Here is an 18763-nt window from a genome sequence, read left to right as displayed (position 1 = left end):
CTAAAAATAAAATGAGCATTCAAGATTTGAATGCTCGTTTTCATTTAATGCCTTTAGTTTTAGGCTCTACAAGATCCAGCTAAAGCCAATTTCAAAAGTACGCCCGTACTTTTCGTATTGAGCATTATTATTACGCTGGTCAAAGTAGTGATAGAAAGCTTCATCAGTGATATTCACTGCATTAAAATATAGGTGCATATCCTGATTGATGAAGTACTTACTAGTAAAATCAACTTGTTGGTGCGCGTCTTCCATACGAATTAAATCACCATCAATCTCTTCCAAGTTTTCACTTTTGTAAGTCATAGTTAAGCGTAAACTTAATAAGTTACTTTCATAACCAAGTGTCACATTGCCAATTTTATCTGATTGATTAGGTAATGAAGTTTCGTAACGCTCACCGTCAAATAAGGTCACCGCATCTGAGCTTGAGAAAGTACCGTTAGTTGATAACAACAAGCCATTATCAAAGGCTTTCACCCAAGACAATTCAACACCACTCACACTGGCTGACTCACCGTTAATAGGTTGCATGACTTCTTCAAAACCGTCCCACTGAGGTAAATCAGACACATCGGCAAAAATCACAAAGTTGTCGATGTTTTTATGGAAATAACCCGCTGAAAGCACACCTATGTTACCTGGGTAGTACTCTAACGTTAGGTCGTAGTTATCTGATTCAAAAGGTTTAAGCTCTGGGTTACCCACTTCAGCTTCACGCTCGGTAACAAACTCGCCGTCGTCTTCTTCTGTTTTAGATTCAATAATTTGGAAAGCCGCTGAGTCTTCAAACTTAGGACGAGAAATAGTTTGAGTAAATGCCGCACGACCGATTAACTTGTCACTAAATTCATAACGCACATTGATACTAGGTAAAATATGGTCGTAACTTTTTGCCACTTCCCAAGGTGTATTCACTACTTCTTCTAGATCAAGCTGCTCATCTTCAATCAACTCAACACGCATGCCAGAGGTACTAAAATCTGTATCTTCAAAACGTAAACCCGCGACTAGGGTTAAGTCTTGCCACACCAAACGCCCCATGGCGTATGCAGCAAAAATATCTTCGTTATTCACAAACGAGGCGCCATTAGATTCTACTTCAGAATCTAATTCAGCTAACTCTAAACTCGAACGGTTTTGTTTAAAGTAATTACGCATGCCGGCTCTGTCTAAGCCAGGGCCAAAATCAGCAATTCCCCAATCAGGTTGGCTGGTGCCAAACATTGCCGGATCAATATCATCAAAATCACCGTCATAGATAAAGATATTGGCGGTAGCTGATTTTTCGCGAGTACGGTATTTGGCACCAAACTTAAATTCAAAGGTATTGCCTTGCATGTCCCAAGCACGAGTGAAATCCACTTTTGCCATGGTTTCAGTGTCTTTAGCAAGGTTAGCCTCAAAACTTACCTCATCTAATTCATAGTTACTTAAATCCATCACAGCAGCGTCTTGCGTAATGTGTGGAATTTGGCCTTGCATATCTGAATCGATAGCCATTTCTTCACCCACAAAGGTGTAATAAAGGGCTTCTGGCTCATCTTCGTCTGCTTGTGAATAACCTAGTTGATATTCAATTAACCATTCATCTCTTTGATGCTCAGCACCCGCTGTTACAGAGAAAATAGTTTGGGTTTCTTCACGATCTTTACTGCCACGCTCTATTTCAGAATCTTCGCCATCGAATACAAAAGTATTGGCCATGCGATATTCATCATCTGCAAAGCTACTGTACAAGGTACGTAAGTAATATTGATTGTTAAAATCAGGACGGTAGTCAAAGTTTACCGCCGCACCAATTCTTTCACGAGAAATACTGTAATAACGTTGCTCTATTTCGTCATCGCCATTGGCTTCGATATTGTCTGAACCAAAATCTCGTTTGGCATAAGACAAAGCACCTGCTACACCCAATACGTCGTTAAATACGTGAGTTCCACTTGCCGAAACTTTAGGACTGGTTTTAGCACGCAATTGATTTTGGCTGGCTTGCACATTAAGACTAGCTGTCGTGCCTTCGCGATCAAAAGCACTTAGGCTTTTCACTTCAATTGAACCACCAATAGCGTCAGCATCCATATCTGAAGTAACAGATTTAGACACTTCTAAGCCTTGGATTAGCTCTGATGGGATCACATCTAAAGCCACTGAACGCACGCCCGCTTCAGGCGAAGGCACATTCACACCATTAATAGTGACATTGTTTAAGTTTGGATCAATACCACGAATACCGACAAAACGGCCTTCGCCTTGATCACGCTCGATAGATAAGCCAGGTAATCTTTGTAAGGCCTCAGCTGCGTTATGATCTGGAAATTGACCAATTGCATCAGCTGATACTATTGATTTTAAACTGTCTGCCATTCTTTGTTGGTTAATGGCGCTGGCTTGCCCTTGGCGCATTCCATAAACCACTACGTTATCTATTTCTTTGTTTGCGCTAGGTAAGGTGATTTTTTGTTGTTCTATTTGGCCATCTTTAACTGCAACGGGTACTTCAATTGTAGGTACACCCAAATACTTAACCACTAAGGTGTAACTGCCTTCAGGTAAGTTAACAAAACGAAAACTACCGTCACGACGAGAAACCGTAGTTTGTGCTAATTCTTTAATAGTGATTTCGGCCCCTTCTACAAAGCTAGTTTGACTATTGTCAATCAGTGCCCCGTGAATACTGCCCTCATCAGCTAATACCGACTGACTTGTGAATGCCGCTAGACATGCTAACGCTAAACTGGTTTTTATCATTTTCATTGTAAAGCCTCTATTTCCAAACTAGGTATGTGTTGGCTCGACAAACTAGACAGTGGCGGTGACAGTTTTATGACAGGCATTAAGTTTGTGACGGGCGATCTGTTTAAATTGGACATTTAAGCGGCAAAAATTAGACTGATTGAGCTAATTTGACCTCCCTACAAAGTATTGGTTTAACGGCATACCAATAATTGGAGGCCAAATTTTGTTAACTAATTTTCATCATACTGTCACTTTCTTGAGCCAATATGACCCGTGCAATTTCTATTTACTATGTCAGCATAGAATCAAGCACTGAATTTTTGAGTAACAAATGAATATTTCTTTATTAGCTAAGCATCAAAAATTGTTTTCAATCGCCTGCGCTTCGTTAACCCTGTCTATTACTTTAGGCATAGGTTTAGGCAATGCTAAACCCTTAGCAGATATATCCTGGTTGGATATCATAGGAGAAGGCAGCATTGCTTTACTCTCGTTATTATGGATCTTTTTTATTTTGGTTAGTCGGCCTCCTGGCAAAGTGACCAGCGCTTTAATCATAGGTTTAAGCTGTATTTTGTTTACTGCGAATTTGGATTTAGTTGACGAATTTATTTACTACCAAGAAGCGGTTAGTTGGTTAAGTATGATTGAATCGATACCCGCTGGCTTGGGCATGTTGATCATGAGTTACGCCTTGTATCAATGGCACCAAGAACAACTTATTTTGAATAAACAATTACAAAAACGAGAGTCTAATTTTCGACAGCATCAGCAAGTAGACTTTATTACCACCTTATACGACGCAGAATATATGCGTAATCAGATAGACACGGAGCTGCAGAATAAAGCGCAACCCGATTTTTCAGTGGTGATGTTAGATATTAATAATTTCGATCTGTTTAACCGTCGTTTTGGTCACGAGTTAGGTGATAATTTACTGCGTGAAATATCCGATTTAATTTTGATGAATCTGCGTGCCACTGATTTAGCTTGTCGTTACGCTGGTGACAGATTCATTTTATTGTTTCCTGACACTGACTTAGAGGTGGCGCAAAAGATTGCCTCGCAAATTAAACGAGCCATAGCCAATATAGCCTTTAAACCTGAATTAAGCGCTGATCCTGTTTACCATCAACTCACCTTTGCTGTTGAGTCAGCTAAGTTTGGAGATGTAACTGAAAATATTCTACAAAGAGTGAGCCGGCGCCTAGAGTTGTTTAAACAAGGTCAAACGTCATGACACTCTCGACTCTTAGCACTTTCACAGCAATCCGGACTTTCACAAACAAGCCGAGCTATTTTTGTATAGATGATAAGAGCATACCAGCCCATCAACTGGCTGCCAGTGTGCTAGATTTTTCACACTCCCGACAAGTAAATAAAGACAAACTACTGCGTGGTACAGGCATATTTAGTCAAGATTTAATTTCAGATAAAAAGTTAAGCAGTCAACAATTACTCAAATTACTTAACAATGCTCAAGATTTAACACCCGGCAATGATAGTGCATTTTTGTTAGGTAATCGGCTTTTCCCCAGTAACTATGGTGCAATATCTAATGCCTTAATGCATAGTCGAAATCTGTCAGACATGCTGAATGTATTAGCTGTATTGCGCAGCCAAATCTGCCCATTTTTTAGCGCAAACGCCTATACCACAGCACATCGTCATTATTTGCTAATCACAGACACAGTAGGCTGTAAAAATCAGCTGCAATTTTTATGTGAGCTATATTTCTCAGCCTTAGTTTCTGCCACTAAATTAATATTCGGCCAACGGATCCCTTTTCAATTCGACTTTCCATTTGCACGGCCCAAATACATTCAAGAATATGAAGTACATTTAGGCCACAGACTAAACTTTTCACAACCTATGTTGAGTATCAGTTTTGATAAAAAATGCTTGTCTACTCCAAACCAACATTCTAGTGAAAATTTAAAATGGCACGCCATCAAGCAAGCTAAACACCTACCTATGCCTAAACAAGGCTTTTTAGAAGCAGTACGCAGACATTTAACTGCGCAGCATAATATGGGGTTGCAACACATAGCTGATTTATTTGATATGAGTCCTGCTACTTTCAAACGTAAGTTGAAGCAACATGGTGTCAGTTTTCAGCAGCTACAAGATGAATTAGGTAAACAACAGGCTTTGTTTTTATTGCAAATTCAACAACTGAGTAATGAACAAAGTGCCAATTTAATGCACTTTAACGACATATCAAACTTTAGACGTTCGGTTAAACGCTGGACAGGACTAACCCCTAGCCAACTTAGGTTAACATTCAAAAATTAATTACTTTTATTTAACATAAAAATACGACAAGATTATTTCTTTCTTATTGATTTAATAACGAAACGAAATATGCCTATGTTTACTGCAAAATTAGCTCAGTATTTATTGACCTTGGTCATTCTATTTTTCGCAAATAATACGATTGCTCACATTACTTTCCCAGTTGATATTGGCGAACGTCCAGAAAGTATTACTAAAGGTTTTGATGGCGATTATTTTGTTAGTGTCATGAATAAAAAAGTGCCTAAAGATGGCGTTATTGTTAGGTTAGGAGAACATGGCGAGATCAGCACATTTGCCAGCGGTTTTGACGAACCTAAAGGTTTAGCTTTTATCAATAACCATTTGTATGTCACTGATGTAACTAAGGTGTGGAAGATTGATAATAATGGTAAAGCTTTAATATTTGCCGACTCACCAGCGTTTCCTCTGCAAACCTTATATTTAAACGACATTAGTCCCAATGCTGGTAATACGGGCATGTATGTAACTGAAATGGGCGCTGTGAGCTATATGCGAGATGATACAGGTTCCTTGTGGCCGTTAAATAGTGATGAGGCGAAAAAAATCCCCACCAAAGGACGGGTGTATCATATTGATTTAAAAGGTAAAGTCACAGAGGCAGTGGCTGCATCGAAAGACTTACTCAATCCAAACGGAGTAGGATTAGCCAATAATGGAGACATCCTCATTAGTGGATTTTTTTTGGGTAAAGTGTTTACACACAACCAAGCAGGGTTAACTATATTAAGCCAAACTTTTCGCGGAGCAGATGCAATAGAACAAGGTAATAATGGGCATTATTATTTATCTAGCTGGACACAAGGCAAAGTCTGGCAGCTACATAAAGACACCTTAGCGCCAAAAGTCCTCTTACAAGGTTTACAATCAGCCGCTGATTTTTATTTAGATGAAGAAAATAAACGCTTGCTAGTACCAGACATGTTGGCTGGCACTATTAATCAAGTTAAACTTGAAAAGTAAGTTTAAGAGGGGTTAACTTTTATCATCCGCACTAATACGACTGGCAATTGCCCCTTCTTGATTTTTATATTTAGCATCAATACGTGAGTTGTAAGGTTTTTCAGCAAAATCCGATAATACTTCAAAACTAATCGCACCAATTTTCATACCCGGCTTAAGTGCTAAAGGCAACTTACCGCTATTAAAAAATTCTAAAACAATATTACCTGACCAACCCGGATCTATTCGATGAGCGGTAACATGCACCATTAATCCTAATCTAGCCAACGAAGAACGGCCATCTAACCAGCCTACAATATTAGCGGGTAAAGTAACTGATTCTAGGGTGACGGCCAAGGCCAATTCGCCAGGGTGTAAAAAAAATGATTTATTATCAGCAATTTCTATTTCGTCCCCCATTACATCATTCAGTGCTGCTTGCACTTCTGCTTTGGGCCCACTTAAATCAATATAAGGTGCACTATGGCTTTCAAATACTCTAAACTTATTACCAAGTCGCATATCAACGGTCACACCACTAATTTCTTGATATTCTGGTTGTGGTGATATTTTAATTTTACCGTCTTGGATATATTGGTAAATGTCTTTGTCACATAGGCGCATAAATTTGCTCATTGGTTTTATAGTAGTGTAAAGATCATCAGACCTTCAAAGTTGCGCTATTTTGCAGTTTGTTGAACAAATTGTCGATAGTACAAACACAAGATATTTATCAAGTTACTCGATAAACTACCTTACTTCGCCCTATTTACTCGTATTACCGTTAATTTTGGCCAGTTAAGGGTAATTTCGTAATGCAATCTAGGGCGATTTTCGCTACTATTTGCGCCCTTTTTTAATACTCAACTAAACATAAGACGCCATGCCCGAACAAACTCGCAAAATTCTTGTTACCAGTGCCCTTCCCTATGCCAATGGCTCAATCCATTTAGGCCACCTTTTAGAGCATATCCAAACAGATATTTGGACACGTTTTCAACGCATGCGTGGGCATCAATGTTATAGCGTTTGCGCCGACGATGCTCATGGCACACCTGTGATGTTAAAGGCTCAGCAGTTAGGTATATCACCAGAAAAAATGGTGGAAGACACCCGGGCTGAACATAACCAAGACTTGATTGACTTTAATGTACAGTACGACAACTACCACATCACTCATTCTGACGAAAATAAAGAGTTATGTGAGCTGGTTTACAATCGTTTGAATGATGCTGGTTTCATTAGTCAGCGCACTATCAGCCAATTATATGATCCAGAAAAAAACATGTTTTTGCCTGATCGCTTTGTGAAAGGCACTTGCCCTAAATGTGGTGCAGAAGATCAAAATGGCGACAGTTGTGATGTGTGTAGTGCCACTTATGACCCAACCGAATTAAAAAACCCTAAGTCAGTGGTATCAGGTGCAGAACCGGTTTTACGTGATTCAGAACATTACTTCTTCGACTTACCCCAATTTCAAAATATGTTAGAAGAATGGCTACAAAGTGGCGCTATTCAGCCAGAAATAGCCAATAAACTTAAAGAATGGTTTGAAGAAGGCATGCAGCAATGGGACATCAGTCGAGATGCGCCATACTTTGGTTTTGAAATCCCTAACGCGCCAGGAAAATTCTTTTATGTGTGGGTAGATGCGCCAGTGGGTTACATGGCTAGCTTCAAAAACCTATGTGATAAAACCCAAGGTTTAAACTTTGATGAGTTTTGGAATAAAGACTCTGACGCTGAGCTTTATCACTTTATTGGCAAAGACATTACTTATTTTCACTGTTTATTCTGGCCTGCCATGTTAGAAGGTGCAGGTTTTAGAAAACCAACAGGCGTGAATGTGCACGGTTTTGTCACGGTAAATGGCGCTAAGATGTCTAAATCTAAGGGCACCTTTATTAAAGGACGTACCTATTTAGACCACTTGAACCCAGAATACTTACGTTATTACTTTGCCTCTAAGTCTAGCGATGCCGTAACCGATATCGACCTTAACTTCGAAGATTTTGCCCAAAAGGTAAACTCTGACTTAGTGGGTAAAGTGGTAAATATTGCCAGTCGCTGTGCCAGTTTTATCACCAAACGTTTTGACGGTAAGTTGTCGAATAATGTACTTGAACCTGAACTAGTAGCTGAATTTAAAAATGCTGAAACGAGTATTGCTGACGCCTATGAAAAACGTCAATTTAGTCGAGCTATTCGTGAAATCATGGCTCTAGCCGACAAAGCGAATCAATTTATAGATGCCAACGCGCCTTGGGTGAGCATTAAAGATGAAACCAAACAACAGTTTACCCATGACGTATGTTCGTTAGGTATTAACTTGTTCCGCATTTTGGTGACCTATTTAAAACCTGTGGTCCCAACTCTAACTGAGCAATCTGAAGTATTTTTGAATGACCAATTAACATGGGAAAGTTCTCAATCTGTTTTAACCGATCATGCAATTAATAAATTTAAAGCACTAATGCAACGTGTAGATATGGATAAAGTCAAGGCTATGGTAGAAGATTCAAAAGAAAACTTAGAGCCTACCGTTACTTTAGATCCAAACAGTCCGTTGGCAAAAGATCCAATCGCTGAAACCATAGCTTATGAAGATTTTGCAAAAATTGATTTACGTATCGCCAAAATAGCCAAAGCTGAACATGTTGAAAAAGCAGACAAACTTTTACGCTTAGAGCTGGATTTAGGCGGCGAAACTCGCCAAGTGTTTGCAGGCATTAAATCCGCATATCAACCTGAAGATCTAGAAGGCAAATTAACCGTAATGGTAGCTAATTTAGCACCACGTAAAATGCGCTTTGGCATGTCAGAAGGCATGGTGTTAGCTGCCGGCCCAGGTGGCGAAGAACTATGGATACTGAATCCCGAAGAAGGCGCACAACCGGGTATGAAAGTTAAGTAAAACGAACGATCTCAGCTTTAAGATAAATACAAAGGCTAACCTTATGGTTAGCTTTTTTATTGGCGTTTATTATTAGCTATATTTATTGACGGTTTTGCATCGCGCCCGTTCTAGCACTGGCGTTAACAGTTGAAAACTTAGGTTTACTCTGTTTCCATTTGGGTTTAATTATAGACAAGGGGATTTCACGTTTTTTAGCGATGATCACATACACACTCGAAAAATAGCCTAAATGTTTGATACTCCAAGTATTCCATTTATTTGGTGCATGTATGCGCCTTCGACTGAATAATTCATTAAATAATAAATGTTTAATTTCTACCACTTCAAAACCTAACAAATGCAGCCAATCTTTGACCCGCGTACAGGAAAAAAATCTAGCATCATGTAAAACATTACCTTTATTAAAAGGTAAATATTTAAACATGCCACATAAACTAAAAGGATTAAAACCGGTTAATACTAAGTTTCCATTGGGCATAATTGTGCGATCCACTTCTCTTAACACTTGGTGAGGGTCGTGAGAAAAGTCCAACTCGTGAGCTAATACAAAGGTATCAACACTGTTTTCTGCTATGGGTAATTCCGTTGACTTAGCCACCAATCCACTGCCAATTTGCTCCTGTGGTGTAAGGTTAATCTTATGATTAATCGGACAATTTTCTAATTTCAATTGACTACTCAATTGGCCTAAACGGACTAAGTGGTAACCAAAGAACTTACGGCTTACCTCTGACAATTCGATTTCGATTAATCTTCGCACGTCTTCGCCAAGTGGCAAGTCCTGCCATGACTGAGGGGGAGTAAAAGAATTTTTGCTTAAGGCTGATTTCATAGATGATATGGTAATCTAATATTGTTAAAATTTCATGTGAACGCTACAAGCTACAACAATTAGGAAGATTATCATGTCTTTAAACGTGACCGCCATACCCGCATTCAACGACAATTATATTTGGTGTATACATAATCAAGCGTTTTGCGTGGTAGTGGATCCCGGCGACGCGGGACCTGTACTCGAATATTGTCAATCACAGAAGCTAACACTAAGTGGCGTATTAGTCACCCACCATCATTGGGATCATACTGATGGCCTTGATTCTTTGTTAAGATTGCAACCAGATCTTCCTATCTACGGGCCTAACAGCCATAACATTGAACAGGTTACCCAAACCTTAGCTGAAGACGACAGTATCTTAATAGAGGCATTAAATTTACAACTCAAAGTTTTAGAAATACCTGGCCATACCCTAGACCATATAGCCTACTATGGCGATATTGGTTTATTCTGTGGAGATACCTTATTTTCAGCAGGCTGCGGCAGATTGTTTGAAGGTTCACCACAACAAATGTACCGCTCGTTAAGCAAGTTAAGTCATTTACCAGCCCAGACTAAAGTATATTGCACCCATGAATATACCTTAGCCAATATTGCTTTCGCCCAGGCTGTAGAGCCAAATAATCAGGCTTTGGCTAATTACAAACAATGGGCAGAAAACCAAAGGCAACAAAATCAAGCTACCTTACCATCAAGCTTGGCTAATGAATTAGCAGTTAATCCTTTTTTACGTTGTAATCAAACAGAAGTGATCCAAGGTGTTGAACTAAATACCAATCAAGAGTTAAATTCTGAACAAGAAGTATTTACAGCACTAAGAAAGTGGAAAGATAATTTTTAATCCGTAGAATGTAGCTGTAATCAACAAAATAATAAGAGCACGGATTACTTGGTAAACTGCGCCGTATAACAAATTAAATATAATAAAAATTTCAAGGGTAAAACGTTGCGTATTCATTCTTTAGCTATCCTAGTATTGGCAGGCTTTATTTCAGCCTGTGAAACCACCCAGTCAGTGACACAAGCTGAAACTGTTGAATCAAATAAACTTGTAGATGAATCTCCTGACGCGAGCTGCTCAGAGTCCGAGTTACATGCAGAGCAAGAGTTAACCTGCGATACAGTTAACCAAGGTACCTTCCCTATATCTCACCCTGTTGAGCCCATTGAAGTGACGGTTACTGTGCCAGACAAAGTAGCTGAAGCTGCAGAAGAAGAGCAGATTAAAGATTTATGGGCTCGAGTACAAAGCCAACTTCAATTTAAATTTACCGATAACAAACGTATTGCAGCTCAGCGTAACTGGTATTTAAAACATCCGGAATATATGCAGCGCGTAGCTAAGCGGGCCAAGCCGTTTTTATATTTAATAATTGAACAATTAGAACAACAAAATATGCCATTAGACTTAGCACTTTTACCCATAGTAGAAAGTGCTTTTGATCCCTTTGCCTACTCTCATGGTCGAGCTGCGGGCATGTGGCAGTTTATTCCATCGACTGGCACTCGCTTTGGTATGAAACAAACTTGGTGGTATGACGGCCGCCGAGACGTAATGGCATCAACCCAAGGCGCGATTAATTACCTCAATTATTTATTGAAAATGTTCGACGGCAACTGGTATCACGCCTTAGCTGCGTATAATAGTGGTGAAGGTCGTGTTCTTAGAGCAGTTAGAAAAAATAAGAAGTCAGGTAAACAAACAGACTTCTGGTCGTTAGATTTGCCACGTGAAACCGAAGCTTATGTACCTAAGTTATTAGCATTAGTCGATATTCTGGCAAATAGCGACAAATATAATTTTGCTTGGCCACTTATAGACAATATTCCCTTCACCCAAGAAGTAGAAATTGGCTCACAAATTGACTTAGCCTTAGCTGCACAAATGGCCCAACTATCGGTTAAAGAATTACATGCACTCAATCCAGGCTACAATCGATGGGCAACGGACCCTAATGGCCCCCACAAACTGCTCATTCCAATCGATAAAGTAGATAGGTTTGAAACAGAACTAGCTAAAACCGACGATAAACAACGTTTGAATTGGGTAAGACATAAAGTAAAAAGTGGTGACAGCCTAATAAAACTGGCTAAAAAATACCATACAAGTACTGATGTCATCAGCCAAGTAAATAAATTAAAAGGCAATATGATCCGCGTGAATGATTATCTAATTGTGCCTGTGGCACTTAAATCGTTAGACGCCTACTCTCTCTCTCAGGAACAGCGATTAGCTAAGGTACAGTCACAAAAGAGTGGATCATCCAAACTCACTCATAAAGTTAAAAGTGGTGATACCTTTTGGGATATAAGTCGTGAGTATAAGGTCAACTTGCGTAGTTTAGCTAAATGGAATGGTATGGCCCCAACCGACACCCTAAGACCTGGCAAAGAGCTGGTAATTTGGTTAAACCAAACTAACAGTAAAGCCCTAAGCACAAGCGCAGCGAATCAAGATGCCATCATGCGCTCCTTGACTTACACAGTAAGAAACGGCGACTCTTTAGCCCGTATCGCTGGAAAATTTAAGGTAAAAGTAAAAGATTTACAAAAGTGGAATCAAAGTAAATTAAAAAAATATTTACAGCCTGGTCAAAAACTTAAAATCTATGTGGATATCACTAGAACCTAAAAGTTAAATTCAGACTAAAACAGACGGAAGGATAAGGGAGCATGCATAAACTTGAACTTAAGATTCCTCCTGTTTTGGTTTTATTGATAGTGATGTTTTTGGCGTACCTCACTCAGTTTCTACCTGAATTAATTAGTGACTTGGTAATTTCACCACTTTATTGGATCCTATCATTCATTTTAGGCTTAGTAATTATCGCAGCAGGTGTGTGGCAATTCAGAAAAGCTCAGACTACAGTCAACCCCACTACTCCCGAAAAAGCCTCTAATCTGGTGCAATCTGGAGTATTTAAGGTCACCCGCAATCCCATGTATTTAGGCATGGCCTGTCTATTGATTGCTGTTGTTTTATATATTCAAAATATTTACGGCTTACCTTGTATTCTGTTGTTTGTTGCCTATATCAACCAATTTCAAATAAAACCTGAAGAAAGAATGATCGAACAATTATTTGGGCAAGAATATATAGATTACAAAAGCAAAGTTAGACGTTGGATTTAAATTTTTAAAAGGTTATGCCAATTACAGTAAATAAATGACCACTCAGAGTAAATCCAGCGGATTTTGATTGAGGCGTCACTATGCAGTAATGGTTGTCCCCTTTCAAATAGTGAGAACAAAAAGCAAAACCCGCTGGGGCACTCCTTTCAGGCCAGTTTTAAAAGCGCTTACAAAGCATTCCGTAACTTTGAAAGAGCACTAGCTGTCTTTTAATAAAGAGCTGTCAATCATGCGCCTTGTTTAAGCGCTTTTAAACTCTCGCTGAGTGATTAATTATTTACTGTAATTGGTATTATCAAGCAAAAAAAGGGAAGACCATGTCTTCCCTTTAAATGCGTGTTTTATCATTTAGAACTGATATTTAGCTCTTAAATAATACGAACCACCTTCATAATTTGCTGGTGTTCTACGCGGATACTGTAGGCCAACACTTAAACGGTTTGCATTGGGTTCACCAATTTCATCAATATACTTATCAAATATATTTGAAGCTCCTAAGGTCAATGTCAAATCATTTGTAGCGAAATAATTCAGCTCCATATCTATATAATATACAGAATTAATTTTAGCTGTTGGTGAAGTAGTATCACCAATCCTACCCCGCTCATCATAATGCTCACCATAGAAATTGGCACGTAACATAAACTGATAATCATCCGCTATATCAGTGACAGTAGTGGCTACAAAACGATTTTCAGGATAGTTATTTTCGATATCTTCAATAATATCGTCACCAACAGGTTTAACACCATTTACCAAAGACTGGCCTGTTACTTCAATCGTATTGTAATTATAGGCAAAGGTAAATTTGGTCTCGGCAACATTCCAATCAAATGAGGTCGTATACACCACATCTATACCTTTATGTTCTACATCTAAAGCATTAGTATAAAAAGAAATTTGGCCACTATCAGTTTGAATATTACCTGTACGATAAATTCTATCGTCGACTGCTGTTTGATAATAATCAATCGCCAAATTACCTTTGTCAAAACCACTATAAGTCAGTCCCAGACTCACACTGGTTGACTCTTCTTCTTTAAGTGGTTTTGCTCCGTATTCGATCGCAGTAGGATTAGATACACGTAATAATCCTTCATCAATTTGAGTATTGCCAGTAAAGGTAGTCGTTACGGTTGTGATATTAGTCTGACCCGGTGTAGGTGCATGAAAACCAGTAGATAAAGCGCCTCGTAAAACTAAGTCATCTGAAATATTATAACGTGCTGCTAATTTACCATTAATAGTGCCGCCAAAGTCTGAAAAGTCTTCGTAGCGAAGTGCACCTTGCAAAAATAAATCGTCAGACATGTCATACTCAAGATCAGCATATACAGCGATATTATCTCTATCTAATACCCCTTCTTGTATTGGGGTCGCTGCAGCTAAACCACTAGTACCAGAACCAAAATAGGCATTGGGCTCGCCCGCTATAGTAGTGAAACTTTCTTCACGCCATTCAGCTCCAAAACCAAGATACATGTTGGCAGCCAGTGGCATACCAAAATCAGCATTAAAATTTAGCTCTTCTTGAATATACCCACCCATGTCAAAATCTCTTTGACCAGCACTACCGTTAGATACAAGGTCTGCATTTACAGTGTTATATAAAAAGTAGTCTAATTCGTTTTTACCAAAACCAACACTGAAGTTGTACATCAACTCATTACCAGTTTCACCTTTAAAACCGCCCACCAAACTGGTGTCTTTCTGAGCCCCGTCTAGATATGGAGTATAACCAGCCGGCAAATTATTAACATTTGCCAGAGTACTATGATCTGGTCCTCGGTAGAAAAAGCGATACCGCCCGTCTGTATCGGCGTACCCACCATGCAAATATAACTCACCAGCTTTGCCTAAATCATAGCCAGAGTTTATAGCCACACGTGTCCCACTTGTTTCAGGACGTCCCCAAGATTGCACAAATGGCGCATCACCAAATGGTGAATCAGCCCCAACGCCAGGAACACCAGCGTCCACTAACGCTTGAGCATCGGCACGCTGAATACCTCGTGACAACGCTTCGTTATCGTTAGTTTCAAAGCTGACATTCAAGAATCCATCACGACCCAATTCAAAACCAGCATTTGCACCAATTATCCAACTTTGTTCACCTTCATAAAATTCACCAAATTGCGCAACAACACTACCACCTTCACTGTCATCTTTTAATTGGAAATTCATCACCCCGGCAATCGCATCGGAACCATACTGTGCAGCTGCTCCATCACGCAATACTTCCACGTTTTTTAAGGCAATACTTGGGATCATGCCAATATCCACACCATGGGCACCATTGCCAGCTGCGGGTGCAAAAAACTGTACAAGTGCTGATCGGTGACGGCGCTTGCCGTTCACTAAAACCAGAGTTTGATCTGGTGCCATACCTCGAAGAGAAGTAGGACGAATAAATGCGCTACCATCACCTGTTGCGGGTGTGGCGGTAAATGATGGAACCAAAGCTTTTAAATTATCAGTAATGTCTGCAGTGTTACCATTAGCGGTAAATTCTTCACCTGAGAATACATCAACTGCAACAGGGGAATCGGTGACTGTTCGTGGTGTACCACGCGTGCCTAAAACGGCAATTTTTTCTACATATTCTTCTTGTGCGGCATCTTGAGCCAATGCAGAGTGTGTGCTCGCGAGTCCTGAAAAGAACACGGCAATAGCGCTCGCTAGGAGTGTTTTATTAGTTTTCATTTTATTTCCCTTTATCCTTTATACAATTTTTCTACAACACTAGTTTTGTGCCTGTTGCAAAGTTCTTAAATACAAGGGATGTTAGCCCTTTGAATTAACTAAGTAACAAGAACACAAAACTTACCATAGCAGATATAAACTAGGATAAAAGGTTTACCGTATGTCTCAATATCTTAAAGTTGTAACAAATTCAATCATCTGGCCTATTTAGCAAAATAGGCCAATTTACCAACTAATCTAACAACACACCTTTAACCGTAAATAAGCTGGGGTAACCACATGGACAACTGAGGGATAAAGGTGACTAATAACAACACAATTACCAGTGGAATAACGAAAGGAATAGTTGCTTTTGCGCACTCTTCAAATGGCACTTTAGTGACACGTGACAGCACGTACAACACCATACCTACTGGCGGGGTTAATAACCCAATCATTAAATTAAGCACCATGACGACACCAAAATGAACTGGATCAATGCCTAAACTCACAGCAATTGGCAAAAGCACAGGGGTTAGAATTGTGATCGCGGCTATGGTTTCCATAAAACACCCAACAACGAATAAAATAAAGGTGATCATTAATAACAATAAGGTTTTGTTGTCAGTAATAGTTAACATCCACCTAGTAAAATCTTCAGTCACATGTTGACTGGTTAACACCCAAGAGAATATTGCTGCACCGGCAATGATCATCAAAATAATGCTGGTAGTTTCTATGGTTTCCATACTGACTTTAACCAGTTTTTTTAGACTGAGTGAACGATAAACAACGGTTCCCAAAAATAACGAATATACAGCCGCTGCGATCGCGGCTTCAGTGGCAGTAAACACCCCAAATAAAATCCCACCAATAATGATCACTGGCGTCATTAAAGATAAAAATGCCGATTTAAATGTTCTACCTAAACGTATTGGACTAAAGCCCGCGTCTTTGGGGTAATTACGTTTTTTAGAGTAATAAGCCACCATCACCATCAAAGCAATGGCCATCAATAAACCTGGCACAAACCCAGCCGCAAACAATTGGCCAATTGAAGCTCCTGCCATCACACCGTAAATAATCATAGGTAAACTAGGTGGAATGATAGGGCCTATAGTTGAAGAGGCAGCGGTAATACCCACTGCAAAACCCGCGTCGTATCCTTTGTTACGCATGGCTTTCACTTCAATAGCACCTAAGCCACCAGCATCAGCAACCGCAGCACCAGACATACCGGCAAACATAATAGAAGCACTAATATTTACATGGCCTAAACCACCACGCATCCAGCCAACCATGGCGTTAGCAAAGTTAAAGATACGGGTGGTGATACCCGCTGAATTCATCAACCCACCAGCCAACACAAAAAATGGGATGGAGAGTAACGGAAAACTATCCATGCCACCTATCATGCGATGTAACACTATTAATTCAGGTACTTGTCCATCATAAAAAATTGCCAATAATGCCGATCCAGCCAAAGCAAAAGCCACTGGGAATCCCAGCATAATCATGACAAACAAAGACACCAATAAAATTGCAATAACCATAAATTGATTCAGCCTAATCTAAAGAGTTTTGAGTGCTATCATCACTAGCAGAATGAGTAAAAGGTGTGGAAGTCAACACACTGATTAAATGTTGTACCCCACGAAATATCATTAACAATAATCCGCCAAACACGACGCTATATAAAACACTCACAGACACATCTAATGAGGCCATTTTGTGAATTTCTAATAGAGGAATTATTTGCCATGCAAAATAGGCTAAAGTGCACAAAAAAACTAAATTACATAAAGCGATGAAACGATAAATATTGGTCGACAAGCTTTGTGGCATCCAGCGATGAAACAGGCTAACAAAAATATGTGTGTTCTTTCGTACGCCCATACATGCGCCAATAAAACCTAAAGCGACTAATTGATAACGCGCCAGCTCTTCTGTCCAACCTAAAGGAGAAGAAAACACATACCGACTCAAAAATTGTGAAAACAAAGTAATGGCCAATAACCAGAACAACACAAAAGCCACCCAATCTTCAAAGCGAAAATCAGCATAAGCAAAAGGCTCATCATCTTCTATATCAAAGTTTAAGGCATCTACCTCATCTGTATTACCTGCATTATCTGATGTTTTGTAATCGGTCATACAAATCGGCTCCTAATCTTTGTTTTGCTTCTACGTGAGTCGGTAGCACTTTTTCACGAAATGCACTTCTATCAACGGTTAACACGGTTACACCTTGCTCTTCAAACCATGAAATCAAATCTTTCTCTGATTGACGGGTATCAGCAGACACTTTAGCCGCGGCTTGTTTAAATACTTGGCTAAAAATCACTTTGTCAGTATCAGATAACATGTTCCATAATCTATCACTGGCTACTGAAATGACTGCTCCTTGCAGATGGCCAGTTAAACTTATGTATTCTTGCACCTCATAAAACTTCTTAGCTTTGATGGTAGGCAATGGATTTTCTTGCGCATCGACTACACCCTGTTGTAAAGCTAAGTAAACCTCTGAAAATGCTATCGGACTGGGGTTGGCGCCAACCGCTAAAGGGAACATTTTAAAAATTGATGCATTTGGCACACGCAGTTTTAAATCAAGCATGTCCTTGGGTGACTTTATTGGCTTGTTAGACGTTACATGCCTTTGCCCATAATAGTTGTTACCGACTATGCGATTACCTCTTGAGGCTAGCTTGTACCCTTCGGCCAACTCGATAAACAAATCACTGTCATTAAATTTTTGCCAATGTTGATAGTCGCGAAACACATAAGGTAAATCTGGTAAAGCTATTGGAGGGTAATTTTGTGCGGCAAAACTAGTGCCTGTATAAATAATATCGATAGTACCTAAACTTAAACTTTGATTAAGTTCAGCCTCTTTACCCATGATTGAGACTGGAAACACATCTATAGTGTAACGTCCTTCTGTTCGTTTATTAATTTCTTCTGCGGCCCACACGGCCCATTTATGCAAAGGTTCCGACGTTTCATAAACATGAGCCCAAGTTAGGTGTTTGACTTCCTGTTTAGCCCAAACAGAAAAGCTACTAACGCCAAACCACAGAGTTAGAAATAAAACTAGAAACCTTGAGTTTCTCGATACTAAATAACCAATAACCGACATAGTAGATGTTAAATTCATTGCATTTATGTAAACAGATCCTGTTATGAATCACTAATTTTGT

14 protein-coding genes are annotated in these 18763 nt (G+C 39.5%); 7 read left to right on the top strand and 7 right to left on the bottom strand.

The window, feature by feature from the left end:
• Window positions 1-66: 66 nt before the first annotated feature.
• Entirely contained in the window at window positions 67-2757 is a 2691-nt protein-coding gene (locus L0668_RS01830) for a TonB-dependent receptor (RefSeq protein ID WP_235310351.1), read from the bottom strand.
• Window positions 2758-3070: 313 nt separating this feature from the next.
• Here L0668_RS01830 and L0668_RS01825 point away from each other — a divergent pair, with 313 nt between their 5' ends.
• The 3 genes from L0668_RS01825 to L0668_RS01815 all read left to right on the top strand — a co-directional run bounded on the left by L0668_RS01825 (window position 3071) and on the right by L0668_RS01815 (window position 6018).
• Entirely contained in the window at window positions 3071-3979 is a 909-nt protein-coding gene (locus tag L0668_RS01825; RefSeq protein WP_235310350.1) for a GGDEF domain-containing protein, read from the top strand.
• Window positions 3976-5034: a helix-turn-helix domain-containing protein gene (locus tag L0668_RS01820; RefSeq protein WP_235310349.1), complete on the top strand. Its 1059-nt coding sequence runs from the start codon at window positions 3976-3978 to the stop codon at window positions 5032-5034. The genes L0668_RS01825 and L0668_RS01820 overlap by 4 nt, the downstream gene beginning before the upstream one ends.
• A 69-nt stretch (window positions 5035-5103) precedes the next feature.
• A complete protein-coding gene (locus L0668_RS01815; RefSeq protein ID WP_235310348.1) occupies window positions 5104-6018 on the top strand; it encodes an SMP-30/gluconolactonase/LRE family protein in 915 nt (304 codons plus the stop codon).
• A 12-nt stretch (window positions 6019-6030) separates the two neighbouring features.
• Here L0668_RS01815 and dcd read toward each other — a convergent pair whose 3' ends face one another.
• Window positions 6031-6621, bottom strand: a complete 591-nt coding sequence (gene dcd, locus L0668_RS01810; protein ID WP_235310347.1) for a dCTP deaminase — start codon at window positions 6619-6621, stop codon at window positions 6031-6033.
• A gap of 259 nt (window positions 6622-6880) precedes the next feature.
• Between dcd and metG the strand changes: the two genes are divergently transcribed.
• Window positions 6881-8911: a methionine--tRNA ligase gene (metG, locus tag L0668_RS01805; RefSeq protein WP_235310346.1), complete on the top strand. Its 2031-nt coding sequence runs from the start codon at window positions 6881-6883 to the stop codon at window positions 8909-8911.
• Between the two features lie 82 nt (window positions 8912-8993).
• Here metG and L0668_RS01800 read toward each other — a convergent pair whose 3' ends face one another.
• Window positions 8994-9746: a methyltransferase domain-containing protein gene (locus tag L0668_RS01800; RefSeq protein ID WP_235310345.1), complete on the bottom strand. Its 753-nt coding sequence runs from the start codon at window positions 9744-9746 to the stop codon at window positions 8994-8996.
• A gap of 73 nt (window positions 9747-9819) precedes the next feature.
• Between L0668_RS01800 and gloB the strand changes: the two genes are divergently transcribed.
• The 3 genes from gloB to L0668_RS01785 all read left to right on the top strand — a co-directional run bounded on the left by gloB (window position 9820) and on the right by L0668_RS01785 (window position 12881).
• On the top strand, window positions 9820-10590 hold the full coding sequence (gene gloB, locus L0668_RS01795) for a hydroxyacylglutathione hydrolase (protein WP_235310344.1): 771 nt from the start codon (window positions 9820-9822) through the stop codon (window positions 10588-10590).
• Between the two features lie 105 nt (window positions 10591-10695).
• Window positions 10696-12381: a LysM peptidoglycan-binding domain-containing protein gene (locus L0668_RS01790; RefSeq protein ID WP_235310343.1), complete on the top strand. Its 1686-nt coding sequence runs from the start codon at window positions 10696-10698 to the stop codon at window positions 12379-12381.
• 41 nt (window positions 12382-12422) lie between these two features.
• Window positions 12423-12881, top strand: a complete 459-nt coding sequence (locus tag L0668_RS01785) for a methyltransferase family protein (protein ID WP_235310342.1) — start codon at window positions 12423-12425, stop codon at window positions 12879-12881.
• Window positions 12882-13229: 348 nt separating this feature from the next.
• On the opposite strand, the gene L0668_RS01780 is transcribed toward L0668_RS01785, so the two are convergent.
• The 4 genes from L0668_RS01780 to L0668_RS01765 all read right to left on the bottom strand — a co-directional run bounded on the left by L0668_RS01780 (window position 13230) and on the right by L0668_RS01765 (window position 18720).
• Window positions 13230-15584, bottom strand: coding sequence for a TonB-dependent receptor plug domain-containing protein (locus L0668_RS01780; protein WP_235310341.1), 2355 nt, complete (start codon window positions 15582-15584; stop codon window positions 13230-13232).
• 251 nt (window positions 15585-15835) lie between these two features.
• Window positions 15836-17116 carry a TRAP transporter large permease gene (locus L0668_RS01775; RefSeq protein ID WP_235310340.1) on the bottom strand — a complete coding sequence of 427 codons (1281 nt, stop codon included), beginning with the start codon at window positions 17114-17116 and terminating at the stop codon, window positions 15836-15838.
• A 13-nt stretch (window positions 17117-17129) separates the two neighbouring features.
• On the bottom strand, window positions 17130-17717 hold the full coding sequence (locus L0668_RS01770) for a TRAP transporter small permease (RefSeq protein WP_235310339.1): 588 nt from the start codon (window positions 17715-17717) through the stop codon (window positions 17130-17132).
• A complete protein-coding gene (locus L0668_RS01765) occupies window positions 17692-18720 on the bottom strand; it encodes a sialic acid TRAP transporter substrate-binding protein SiaP (RefSeq protein ID WP_235310338.1) in 1029 nt (342 codons plus the stop codon). The genes L0668_RS01770 and L0668_RS01765 overlap by 26 nt, the downstream gene beginning before the upstream one ends.
• Window positions 18721-18763 lie beyond the last annotated feature (43 nt).

It is taken from the genome of Paraglaciecola algarum, from assembly GCF_021532655.1.
Lineage (GTDB): Bacteria > Pseudomonadota > Gammaproteobacteria > Enterobacterales > Alteromonadaceae > Paraglaciecola > Paraglaciecola algarum.
Note: the sequence above shows the minus strand (reverse complement) of the source record. Positions and strands in the feature narration are given on the sequence as shown.